We start from the raw sequence: 12863 nt of genomic DNA, 5'->3' as shown, positions 1-12863 counted from the left end.
GCTTACTTGGAACCGTGTTTGCATTGACCACTGCACTCCACACGCTCACATTCGTGTCACTTTTTGCTCTGACTTTGTACGTATGCGCAGTTCCTGGATTTAAACCCGTATGGGTGTATCCAGTCCCTGTCACCGTTACCACCATGCCATCGGCTTCCACCTCATATGCTGTGGCACCTGCGACTGCAGCCCAACTTAAGGTAATCTCCGTCTCAGCTACTGCTTTCGTGACAACCGGTGTTGCCAGCTGCGTCTTCACGACAATGCTGTCGCTCCAATCCCCATTGCCTCCGGTATTCTTCGCACGAACCCGAATCGTATAGTCCTGGTCCTGCTGCAATCCGGATAAGGTTGTTAATGCTCCGGTTGGGGATACAACCACAACCCCATTTCGCTCTACATCATAGCGGGTCGCTCCCGATACTGTCGGCCAGCTTAATACAATAGTTGTGCTGGTTGGTGCTCCTGTTACGACTCCTACTTTTCCTGGAACCGTATATGTCGTTACCACAGTACTCCAGTCACTGACATTCACATCACTCTTTGCTCTCACCCGGTACTTATGCGTTGTCCCTGACGCCAGTCCTGTGTGGGTATAGCTCAACCCATTCGCCGATACGACCACTCCATCCGCTTCCACTTCGTAGGAAGTTGCTCCCGCTATCTCGGCCCAGTTTAGAGTGATTTCGGTGTCCGAAGGAACATTGGTGATTACTGGAGTCGACAGCAGCGTCTTCACCGTTGCTGCATCACTCCAGACGCCAATATTAGTACCTTTCTTAGCCCGGACACGGATATCATAATCAGTATTAGGACTTAATCCATTTATTCTAGCAGTTGCACTGCTAACGCTTGTTTTTATTGCGCCATTCAACTCCACATCATAGGCTGTCGCACCACTTACTGGTGTCCAGCTTAATGTTATGCTGTTATAAAGCGAAGTTGTAGATATATCAAGAGGTTTACTAAATGGAATCGTAACCTTACCCTCAACGGACCAGTCACTTTCATTCCCAGCACTTACAGCTCTGACTTTATATACATACTCTTTGTTGGGTACGACATTATTCAAAATAAACTCGTTAGTATTTCCAACAGAAGTTGTTACTCCATCAATCTCAACCTCATATGAATTTGCACCATTAACTGCCTCCCAGTTAAGTTGAAGTGTCGATGAAGTTACAGTATGGGTTACTATAGGAGTTGTGAGTTTAGTCTTGTAATGAATATAATCGCTCCAAGGACCCTTTCCAATGCTATTTACTGCTCTTACGCGTACTTGCCCGCTAGTATCTGGCAATAGATCATTTAAGGTAATAGAATTTGAATTGTTGATAATTATATTACCGGCATGCTCAACTTCATACTCTATTCCGTATGGAATACTCCCCCAGCTGATAGTCACACTATCGCCCTTAGCCGTAGAGATGTTTAACTGCGGCTGTCCCGTGGGGGGCTGTAAATTAGTCGCTCCATCCTTAACTTCAAGAATTTCCGCCTTCTCTGCCCCACTATAGTAGTAGGGGTTCAACTTTGATACGAAATCAACAACTTGCCCATTGTCAGCATTAACAACAAGATACATATCACCGTCAAGTGGATATTCTTGATTGCCGTCATAATGCGTATATCGAGGCGTACTTAATCCAAATACATCTGTGAAATCAAATCTCCAACCCGTACCCCCATATGCAGGATCGGTAAATTGTGATACTGCATTGGACATGAGAACATGTCTTACATTTAGTAAAAACGCATTCGGTACTTCACCAGCGTATTTCGATTTGAAGCTTACAAAATTGACAGAGTCAAGTACACCAATGTCATTGATCAACTGGATGGTCTGAGTACGGCTAAATGATCCACCAACGTATGAGTTGTGAAGTTCACGTTTCCACGTTATACGGTTATTGTTGGTTATTTTCTGACCATTGACGTAGTACTGTCCAGTACCATCTTTAAGGAACACATGAGCGCCATCAGATGACATAAAGAGAATCTGCTCTCCTGCTGCATGTGTTTCTTTGATCCCTTGACAAGCGAATATTAAAACCAAAATAACTAAAAGCTTGCCCCAGTCTAAGAACTTCCTCATCCATGTTCCTTCCTTCCGATAATATAGGGAATATCATCCATTACATTAATAATTTCCCTCATACGGATTATCGGAAAGACATCAAAACAAATTAATAGTCTAATATATTATTTTTGGATAAGGATGGATGATCATCTAAACTAAGCGTTCATTTATTTTATCTAATGCAGGTGAGAAATTGTAAGTTGCACTCTTACTATAATATTCTAGCGCCAAGTTGTGGTCACCTAAAACTTCATAGTAAACTCCAAGATTATACAAAGCTCGATACGATCCCACTCCCTCCACCGTCTCGAAATCTCTAGACTTAACCTCTCCTAATTCATAACACATTTCAAACACTTCTTTTATTTCCTGAAACTTTTCAATGGCCCCTCTCTCTATCAATGAGACACCATATAGATAATATAAATCTGTATATTCTGGATAAAATTCAATAGCATCATTGATCAACATATCTAAACTCTCAAATTCTTTCTGGAACAATAAACAATATCCATATGAAAGAAACACAGTTGATACATACGAAGGTAATACTTGCACATTTGCTAATAATGTTAACGTGGATTCGAAATAATCGATAGCATCCTGATATCTCTTATTAACATAAAAGGTTTTTGCCATTTGATAGTTCAAATATGGAGAATCAGGTTCCGAAAGCAGTTGTTTTATTAATAAGTCTATATTTCTATCAATTTTCTTCTTGTTTTCAATCTCCTTGCTAGAGTAACCATAATGATGAATAATTAAATCTGTAAAAAACATTTGTTTGTGTTCCTGTCCCAAATGTAGCAATTGTTCATGAATTATCCCCGAATAACTATATTCTTTATTATTTGGAAAAATACGAACTACTTCTGAAATAACACAGCCTGTATCTATATGGTTTTTTAAAATTACTTTTGCTGGACTACTACTTTTATTAGAAATGTATTCACTGAGTACATTGAACGACTGATATTCAAGTACCTCATCAGCATCAATTACTAGAATATACGGTTGAGTTGCTAAACTTAAAGAGTAATTTCGGGCAACTGAAAAGTCATCATTCCATTTAAATTCGTGAAACTTAATATTCAACATTTCAAGAATTTTTTTCGTATTATCTTCAGAACCTGTATCCACAACTATAATCTCTTCAACAACTGGGAGTATGGACTTGATGCATTTTTCAACATGCTCGCATTCGTTTTTAACAATAATACACGCCGAAATTGGTAATTTTCCTTTATTCATAAAGCTGGATCCTTCATCATATGTTGTCTATCTTTCAGTAATGATGCTACATGTGCCAATGAAGTAAACCCATTTGAATCCATCATCTCCATGACATTATTCAAATAAGTGGCATTATGCTCTATTGACCGTACAAAGGATTGTATAATTTTGATCGCTAAATCTTGATTTAAACCTTTATAGTGACCAGAGATACCTATAAAATGCACTTTCAACATCGAAAAGATTATCGACATCTTTTTGTACTGTTTAAATATATCTCCACCATTAGGATGTGGAAACATACTTTCGAATATATAATTCACAACATAATTTTCAAAAATATACTCATTTTCCAAATAAAACGGCATAAAATAATTTTCGTAATTAAATAAGTAATTTTCCTCTAGATCTTCATACTTATATTCTTTCTGGTTTTCAAGTTTAAAACCTTTAACCATATCATTTAGACATTCAATATATCTATCGTTAGTTAGCCCTGCATTTTTTCGAATCGTAATTAACTTAATGATCGTCTGAATCTGAAGAGATATATTATCGTGTATTGTAGTTAATCTATTCATGTAATCTATATCGTTCATTTTATATCTAAATTCTTTAACTAATGATGGAATAGCCTCAAACTGTTGTTTAGATACGTGTTCTTGCATTTTATTAACAAATAACCCTAGTAAAATCAGTCTATCGCTTAATGGAACTTTGCGGTCTTGGACTACATCGATCGCAAATTCACGTACATCCCAAAATGAGTATTTCTCACTTGCAGTCCCTGCCAATCTACTCATCAATTGCCATTGCTCATTGATTTCCTCTTCTTTTCTTTCAAAATATATTCCTTCTGGATTTAACAGAGCAAGCCGTGCTGCCTCCGGACAAGATAATTTTGCAGATAATTCATATTCACGATCCCGCTTGTTAAACATTCTAGGATAGGTTGAGCATACTGGAGATAACATAGATTCTCCTAAATTCAACTGAATAGAACACAAATTGTTTTCTTCAAGCATTGGACAACGCTTATTCTCAACCATCTTGAAATAAGCATACTTGGAATCGCTGGATGAATCATTTTTTATACGTTTGATCCCTTTTTCTAGTTTTCCTTTAAGCTTCAGATTTTTAATATTTTTATAAGATTTATATGTCTTTTTATCTATGGTCACTTGCCAACCTATACAGCAGCTATCTTCACAAGCACTTCCGATACATGAAAATGAGTTCATGAATGTCGGCATTAGAACAATCTCTTTCATTTCTCTTTCCTCCCACGGTATACTGCTTTCTTTACACATATATCGTCTAATCTATTCCTTAATATTATAGTAGATAAAAAAAGGTATTATGGGATCAACTAGATCCCATAATACCTTACTCAAAGAATTTATTTATATTCAAAATTTACGGAGTTACTTACCTTCCCATCAGGGTTTACGACACTAACCTGAATGATACCAGGTGTTGGTGATGGAGGTACTGTTATTTTTAGACGGCTACTATTTACATATTGTGGAGTAATAATATTCCCACCAAAATCTATAGAAGCACCGTTTTGATAGGAGGATCCATCAATATACATTATATAACCGCCAGCTGTAGATCCACTCGTTACTGTAAGCTTGGTTATAGATGGTGCCGGTACTGGTGGGGGAGCATCGTAAGTAAATTGAGCCACAGCATTTAACCCGGACGGATTCGTTAAGACGACCGGTACTGTTCCGGATACTGTTCCAGGAGGTGTAACAATCCGAATCCTAGTAGCATTTACATATGTAAATGCTAGAGGCTGACCATTAAATGAAACAGTCAATGCTGGGTCGAAATTTGTACCATCCACATATACCGAAGTATTTCCTGCCAATGGTCCATTGGATGGGGTCAATTTACTAATTGTAATTTGTGGTTCTTCATAGGTAAAGCCATTAGGTAATGTATTGGATTGCCCATCAGGGTTAATAATCGTTACATCAACCGGACCAGCTGTTGTTGATGCAGGTACACGAACCTTAACTCTAGAAGCACTAACATAAGAATATAAATTAAGCTCAACGGACCCAAAAATCACCTTGGCATTTTTTTGAAAATCCGAGCCATTTATATCAATAATATAATTGCCTGCCTTTGACCCAGAGTTTGGAGATATCGTTGTTATGGCCGGTGCCGGAATAATAATTGGTGGATCATATGAATAACCATTCAATTTTTCCGCTGAATTTTGGTCTGGATTAACTACCTTTACATTTACGTATCCTTCTACAATTGCAGCTGGGGCTGTAATCTGTAATCTGCTTGCACTAATAAACTTAGTTTCTATCTCCTGATCATTAAAGTATACCTTTGCCCCATCTTTATAATTTTGCCCATCAACATATACTCTATTTCCACCAGCAAAAGGACCATTACCAGGTAAGATAGAAGTTATGACGGGATCGGGTTCAGGAGGCGGAGTTAAGTATTCAAAGCCCTCATTCTTAACCGAAGATTGTTGATCTGGATTAATGATCGTTACATTTACCCTTCCAGGTACCGTCCACTGAGGAGTTATAACTCGTACTCTTGTTTCGTTAACAAATGTTACATTCGTAAGTTCGGTATCATTAAAAAATACTTTTACACCATTTTGAAAATTCAATCCATCAACAAAAACAGAATCCCCACCTATAAGTTTCCCTTCTGCTGGAGTTATTTTTACGATTGTTGGAGCTGGTGGCGGTGGTGGAGCAATATAGGTATAAGCAAGAGGTAAAATTACCGAGTAGCCATCAGGGCTTTCAACTCTAATATCGACTGTTCCTGCATCTGTTCGGGATGGCGCTGTAACTAACATCTTCACGATACTAGAATATTTATAATCAGATCCCTCAATGTCACCAAAGAAAACCTTTGTACCAGGTTGAATCAAGGTACCATTGACTGCTATCGTCTCTCCACCTTTTGTGGATCCTTGGTTTGGAGTAATAGAAGTAACCGTCATCTTTGGGGGTTCGTTGTAAGTAAATGACTGTGGTAAGCTAGCACTTCTCCCATCGGGATTTTCAACTATGACATCGACTGTTCCAGGTTCAACCCCAGCCGGAGTCACTGCAGAGAGATACCCACTATGGTTAAACGTAACCATTGGAGAATAGCTTTCGCCAAATTTCACTTTAGCATCTTTTAAGAAAGAACTGCCCCTAATCTGAACAGTTGTGTTGCCATCAAGCGGTCCATTATTAGGTGAAATCAATGTGATCACTGGGTCATCATAATACGTATAACTATCAATAGCAGTCTGTCCATCAGTATTAATAAGTTTCAGTTCTGCGATACCTTGATATCCTGGAGGAACAATTGCTTTAACCTCGTTTGGACTGATGTACTGTACCTGGGAAGAATAGGTTCCTGCAAATGAAACTTTAGGGTTGTCTCTAAAATGTTCTCCTCTGATGGTAATCATATCCCCACCAGTTACCTTACCCTCACTAGGTTCAACAGAAGTAATAACCGGAGTTGGATATGTCACCGTAACATTGGGATTAGGTATGATCGTTCTCTTGGATGCGCCAGCATAATCCTTATATGTAATTTCGGAGCCTGTTGCATTAACAGGGAGTACACCCACGCTACTTCCAGTTTTGTGTCTGATTTTATAGGAGAAAGATAGTGTATCTAACTTTAGCTCTAAAAATCTCCAAGTTAAAGTGTTACCCTCAATAGTTGGCCGAGGTATGTTATGATTATAGGAGTCTGGGACAATTTCAAAATTACTTGAAATCGTATCCTTAACAACAACATCATATGCACTAGCAAGTCCAATTTCCCTTACGATAGCTGCATATATTTCAGATAAGCCCACGGAGCCCAGGACAAAATGATGATGGTGTGAAGTTGTAGCCATGTCCATTAGGAGCTTATTAGGTCCACTCGTATCTGGATTATCATTAGCTCCAAGTAGGGCAATGGTATAGAAAACAATTCCTGCTTCTTTTGCTTCATTGGCTTTATCTAATGCATATTGATACGGATTGGACGATGGGATTGTAGCATCCCCATCAGTAAGAAGGACAATTACTGGTTGCGCACCTTCACGATGGTTTTGCAATATCTCCTTAGCCTTAACAATTGCATCGCCTGTAGCTGTACCTCCTCTGGCATTAATAGTAGAGATGTAACTCTTGGCTGCGGCGGGGTCAGCAGTTAAATCAAACTGATTTGATGAATCACTGTAATCAACTATTCCTACTCGATGTTTAGTGAAATCCATCAAATCGATAAATCCTTTTGCAGCACTCTTGGCGTGCTCCATTTTTTCTGTCCCCATACTACCCGATCTATCAATGATAAGTACAACGTCATTAGGCAACACCACATTAACTGGGGGAGTTCCCGTAATATCCAGTTTTACTTCAACTTCTTCCCCTTCCAGTATCTTTGTAGGAGATACCGTTTTTGTTACTGTTACGTAATTATCAGCTGCATATGTTTGTAATGGTTGAACAGCAATCCCAGTTACAAAAATAATCATAACAAGCAAACTGATGAACCAGCGCTTATGATTCATATAAGCCCTCCTAATCATTTAAAATATTTCATCCTTTTTGATCGATATAAAAAGCATCATAGTTATATCTAGAAGAAGTATAATCTACATTTTTCGAACGATTCATCGCTATCTTTTTTCGAGAAACTATGTCAGTTAACTTGATATTCATTTCATATACCTGAGAGCAAAGAGCCTTCCATTCTTCTGAATTATGGATTTCATCCGAAATATCCAGATGAGTTAGCTTTTGAAAAAGCATCTCTATCTGTTCCATGTCATCCATATAAGAACTTACAGTAAAACCGTTGATATGTTTCTCGTACAACTCTTTCAAATTTCTTAAAATTTCAAACGCAGTTTTCTCCCTCATTGGGCTGTCTCACTTTTAACTATCTGTAAAGCCTGTTTCCAAGTACTGACCATGCCCTTTGAAAACTCAATTACTTCATCAATGACTTCTATTTCTCTACCTACTATAAAGTCATTCACTCTTCTCAGATAGTAATCGTATAACCGGTATAATTGATTAGATAAATCATACTCCATATTGAGGGTAACCATGAGTTCCAAGATAATTGCTCGAGAACGATGTAAATTCTCTCTGCATTGATCGAGATCGTTATTTACAAATTGATGTTTAGATAGGTTTAATCTACGATACAATTCCTCATATAAAATAAGAGTAAGCTCACCTGGACTTGCAGTTTCCACCTTTACTTTCTGATATTGAAGTTGATAATTCTGCTTGATCATTGTTATTCTCCTCAATATATAAGCTTAATCAATTATCCCAGTTGTTGAGATAACCACGAACCTTGGCTGTTTAGCTGTTGAATTGCCTTTTCCATTGCTGTGAACTGCTTATAATAGCGTGTTTCTATTCTCTCAAGCCTATCATCCATCGATAAAATTTTTGAATTTAGATCCTTTAACAGATTACCATAATAACTATTATCAACGGCTTCACTATTAGTTCCGTTACCAATTTTTTTAGAAATCTTGGAACTTTGGGTTTGTAGCGTCTGATATATCCGGTCTGCAAAACCAGTTTGAGCGAAACGCTCTTTAGGATTCGATTTATCTGCAGTAGGTACTTGTGTAAATAAATTAACTATCTCTTCAGGGTGATCAATAATCGCTTGTTCTAATTTAGATTCATCTATCTTCAATTTACCAAGCTCGGTAACCCCGCCATCCAAAAAAGATTTAAAATCAATGCCTATATCGCTTAGTGATTTAAATGAACCGGTAGATTCAAGCCCTTGCGCCAAAGCATTTCTAAGCGAATAAATTGTCTCTTCAATAATGCTATCATTTCTCAACAAACCACTTTTGGCTTTTGACTCCCATAGTTCGATTTGCTTTTCGGTCATTCCTGATTTCTCTTCATCTGTTAATGGCTTGTAGTCCCTAAACAATGTTTCCGATGTCTTACTACGAAGTTTATCTATAGTATCATTATAAAGGTTCACAAAGTCCATTATCGTATTCTTAACAGCAGAGATATCTTTTGACACATTGACAACAACTGGGCTTGAAGATATTCCCTTGAGTGAAAGTGAAACCCCATCTAGTTCCAAGTTGTTATTTGAAATCGATATAGATTGTCCATTAACGAGAACTTCTGCATTATTCCCTTTATTTACAACTCCACTAGCAAAGCCTAATGCAGCTGTATCACCTGTCAACTCGATCTCTGATTTTTCCCCCATAGTCTCCGATACTAGTGTTATCCTATTGTTCTTAGTATCATAGCTTGCACGGACGCCCAACCCTGAATTGTTAATCTCATTTAGAACCGATTTTATTGTCTTCGATCCTAATTGAATATCCTTGTCAGTAGTTCCATTTGAGATCGTTATGGTTCCATTGGCTAGAATGGTTTCATCAAATTTCGTACCAACTGGCAATTCATCGCCGATCAATGTTGCAGATGTAGCAAGTTTATTAACTTGAACACTATAAGACGCTGCTTTTGCCCCGGATTGAACAGTAGCACTCACAACTGACTCATTACTTGATGATGCACTTAATTTGGAAAAATTAGTCGAAAATCTCAATTTATCTGCAGAATTCATTAACTGAGATAGTGTTTTATTTACATTGCGATACTCATCTCTTGACCAAATCAAAGATTGTTTCTTTTGATACAGTTTTTGTGCAGGCAATTTTTCAGCTCTCATTAAATCCGTTACGATTTTATCGATGTCCATACCTGATGCCATTCCACTTATCCTGATTGTCATCTCTAATGCACCCCCTATATCTTATAGTCAGTAAAAATGCCCGCAAGTTCACAGAGATTGTAAACTAAATCCACTAACTTTTCAGGTGGAATCTCTTTAAGTATCTCATGAGTATCTGAATTGATAACCTTAATCATCATTTGGTTTGTCCCTTCATGAAAAGAGACTTTCAATTCAGTATTGTTATCCTTTAATACCTTATTGGCTTTTGTTATTAACTCCTCAAATCCCTTTTCACTCATATGAATCCGGGTACGATCTTGATGTATAGGTGTAAGCAACGCTACCGATTCTACTCCTGCTGGCACTGGTACTCGATCCTGAATGAAAGGAAGTACAGAAACGTCATTACCTACTTTCATCATTCAGCTCTCCTTAGGATAAATATAGAAAAACCGGCCGGATTATCCGGCCGGCCTCATACGACTAAAATTATCTAAGCAGTTGCAAGATACCTTGTGGCTGTTGGTTAGCCTGTGCCAACATCGCAGTCGCAGCTTGAGTAAGGATGTTGTTCTTAGTGAAATCACTCATCTCTTTAGCCATATCTACATCACGGATACGAGATTCTGCTGCTTGAAGGTTCTCGGCTGTTGTACCCAAATTGTTAACCGTATGCTCCAGACGGTTCTGAACAGCACCAAGACCTGAACGAATTTCAGAAACTTCATCGATAGTCTTTTGAACTTTAGTCAAGTTCACTTTTACTTCATCATTCAATGTATCTGCGTCAGTGATCGTTGTAAGATCTTTCAAATCTTTAATTGTTAGGTCAGCAACCTGCGCAGATTTCAGAGTAAGAGTTATAGTGTCACCTTCGTTAGCTCCGACCTGGAACTCCAGATCTTTAGCATCAACAGCTGTCGTCAACAATTCTCTACCATTGAACTTAGTTTGAGTAGCAATACTATCGATTTGTTCAGTCAATTGCCCAATCTCATCCTGGATTTTCTTAGCATCCGAAGTAGTCAATGTTTCATTTGCTGCTTGGGTATACAGTTCACCCATACGTTGCAACATGGAATGAGTTTCATTAAGTGCACCTTCTGCCACTTGGATCATAGAAATACCATCCAGTGCGTTGCGGCTTGCTTGCTCTAAACCACGAACTTGGTTACGCATTTTTTCGGAGATTGCCAATCCAGCAGCATCATCAGCAGCACGGTTAATACGGTAACCGGAAGAGAGCTTTTCCAAGTTCTTAGCAGAACTATTATTGTTGAAAGTCAACTGACGCTGAGTGTTGTAAGAACTGATATTGTGGTTAATACGCATGATATAATTCCTCCTTGGAATGTGTTGGTGATTAGCATCCTTGCTTCACCCTATTTGTGATCGAGACATAGCATGCGGCCGTCACTGCCATGCCTTTCGACCCATATTATAGTTATCGGCATGATACTATATTTGTTTATAGCAAACTGAAATTTTTATTATTATTTTTTCAGCGGTGATGTAATCTTTTGTAGAATTGAATGAACATCATCATTAATTTCTATGGCCTCTTTGTTTTGGCGTTGTATCGCATCATAGATTTCTTCTCTGTATATCATAACATTAGACGGCGCTTCTAAGCCTATTCTAACCTGATCACCGCTAACTTCGATTACAGAAAGAACAATATTATCGTTAATAATAATTTTCTGTCCTTTACTTCTCGATAGGATCAACATGTTCACTCTCTCCTTTCACCTCAACTGCTAGTGAGTGTCGAGTGGAATATCTCCCATTATCTAAAACGACCTGTGCTGCCAGTTTATTTTGTTCGTTCATTAATAGCGGAGCCTTAAGGTTACATGTTATATCGTTTGCAGATCTTACCGTAACAATAACTCTAATACTAACATCCTTTTCGTTTCCAATCCCTAGAACATCAATCCAATGAGAATCAAGTTGAAATTCATAATCCGAGAAAAATAAAAATGGATCTACTATAACAAATGTCAAATCTTCGTCTTCTATAGATTGAAGATATTCAAACGGTCCTGATTCTTCTTGGAATAGTACATACCTTGATAAGTTAGAGAAGCCTAATATCGGTCTTGTAAAAGTTATGATTTGTTTCTCATAATCTATTAGCTTTACTTGACCAAATCTTTTTGTATTTACGATCATTTTATTACCTCCTAGTTCAAAAATAGCAATAGCTATAATGAACTTAAAGTTCATTATAGCTATGAATCGCTACACAACTGCGTCAAGTTGCTGCCCTGAAACTGACAAAAATATAAAATTCTGACTAATTAAATATGGATTAACCTTACCAGGATAATAATCAATAACCGGTCTATGAACTTCTGGTTGGAATGTCACTCCCCCTGGAATGTAATGCATTTGGATTTGTCCAGGTGTATAGGTAATATCAACGTTATCATACCCCGGCTCTCCAGCAATCTCAATTGGCCGTTCTTTAAATGCATTCTGTCGAGCAAGATCAGAAAATACATTGCCATTTTCATGGATAGCCATCATCCGGTCTCCATTTTGTGCTATCTCGGCTATGTTTTGCATAGAAATCTGTAAGGAGGCTTGTGCAATTCGATCTGTAACCTCCTCGAATCTCGCTTTACCTAAAGCAGACCAGGCTTTACGAGAGTCAATCTCGAGTTTCCCCTTCACACTTTCAATCTCGATTGAAACATGCTTCTGACTCATATTTAATGAAGGTCTTGGTTGTTCTATGCTTTGCTGACCTCTTGTCGTTTGAAGACCCAACTTTGAATACCCTTGTTGGATTTGAATCTGAGGAAACTGCATTTATACCCCC

At 38.0% G+C, this 12863-nt stretch carries 12 protein-coding genes; all 12 read right to left on the bottom strand.

Going from position 1 to position 12863, the window contains the following annotated elements; all coding sequences use genetic code 11:
- Positions 1-2095, bottom strand: a 2095-nt coding sequence (locus ACETK5_RS30025) for a fibronectin type III domain-containing protein (protein ID WP_394059531.1), incomplete at its 3' end; no start/stop codon positions are given.
- Positions 2096-2230: 135 nt separating this feature from the next.
- On the bottom strand, positions 2231-3331 hold the full coding sequence (locus ACETK5_RS30020; protein WP_394059529.1) for a glycosyltransferase: 1101 nt from the start codon (positions 3329-3331) through the stop codon (positions 2231-2233).
- Complete coding sequence (gene fliB, locus ACETK5_RS30015; RefSeq protein WP_100540921.1) at positions 3328-4584, bottom strand: flagellin lysine-N-methylase; 1257 nt, start codon at positions 4582-4584, stop codon at positions 3328-3330. Before fliB ends, ACETK5_RS30020 begins: the two co-directional genes overlap by 4 nt.
- Before the next feature lie 128 nt (positions 4585-4712).
- On the bottom strand, positions 4713-7868 hold the full coding sequence (locus ACETK5_RS30010) for an IPT/TIG domain-containing protein (protein WP_394059526.1): 3156 nt from the start codon (positions 7866-7868) through the stop codon (positions 4713-4715).
- A gap of 28 nt (positions 7869-7896) precedes the next feature.
- Positions 7897-8220 (bottom strand): hypothetical protein, encoded by a 324-nt coding sequence (locus ACETK5_RS30005; RefSeq protein ID WP_100540923.1) that lies wholly within the window; start codon positions 8218-8220, stop codon positions 7897-7899.
- Positions 8217-8603, bottom strand: a complete 387-nt coding sequence (gene fliS / locus ACETK5_RS30000) for a flagellar export chaperone FliS (protein WP_243390980.1) — start codon at positions 8601-8603, stop codon at positions 8217-8219. Before fliS ends, ACETK5_RS30005 begins: the two co-directional genes overlap by 4 nt.
- 32 nt (positions 8604-8635) lie before the next feature.
- On the bottom strand, positions 8636-10096 hold the full coding sequence (fliD, locus tag ACETK5_RS29995) for a flagellar filament capping protein FliD (RefSeq protein ID WP_100540924.1): 1461 nt from the start codon (positions 10094-10096) through the stop codon (positions 8636-8638).
- A gap of 14 nt (positions 10097-10110) precedes the next feature.
- On the bottom strand, positions 10111-10458 hold the full coding sequence (locus ACETK5_RS29990; RefSeq protein WP_165789776.1) for a flagellar protein FlaG: 348 nt from the start codon (positions 10456-10458) through the stop codon (positions 10111-10113).
- Between the two features lie 70 nt (positions 10459-10528).
- Complete coding sequence (locus ACETK5_RS29985) at positions 10529-11371, bottom strand: flagellin N-terminal helical domain-containing protein (protein WP_100540926.1); 843 nt, start codon at positions 11369-11371, stop codon at positions 10529-10531.
- A 161-nt stretch (positions 11372-11532) separates the two neighbouring features.
- The gene (csrA, locus tag ACETK5_RS29980; protein WP_100540927.1) at positions 11533-11769 is read right to left on the bottom strand and encodes a carbon storage regulator CsrA; all 237 of its coding nucleotides are present in this window, start codon (positions 11767-11769) and stop codon (positions 11533-11535) included.
- The gene (gene fliW, locus ACETK5_RS29975; protein ID WP_394059522.1) at positions 11747-12211 is read right to left on the bottom strand and encodes a flagellar assembly protein FliW; all 465 of its coding nucleotides are present in this window, start codon (positions 12209-12211) and stop codon (positions 11747-11749) included. The genes csrA and fliW overlap by 23 nt, the downstream gene beginning before the upstream one ends.
- Positions 12212-12280: 69 nt before the next feature.
- Positions 12281-12853, bottom strand: a complete 573-nt coding sequence (locus tag ACETK5_RS29970; protein ID WP_100540929.1) for a DUF6470 family protein — start codon at positions 12851-12853, stop codon at positions 12281-12283.
- Between the last annotated feature and the right edge of the window lie 10 nt (positions 12854-12863).

This window comes from Paenibacillus ilasis (assembly GCF_043195395.1).
GTDB lineage: Bacteria > Bacillota > Bacilli > Paenibacillales > Paenibacillaceae > Paenibacillus_AQ > Paenibacillus_AQ lautus.
Note: the sequence above shows the minus strand (reverse complement) of the source record. Positions and strands in the feature narration are given on the sequence as shown.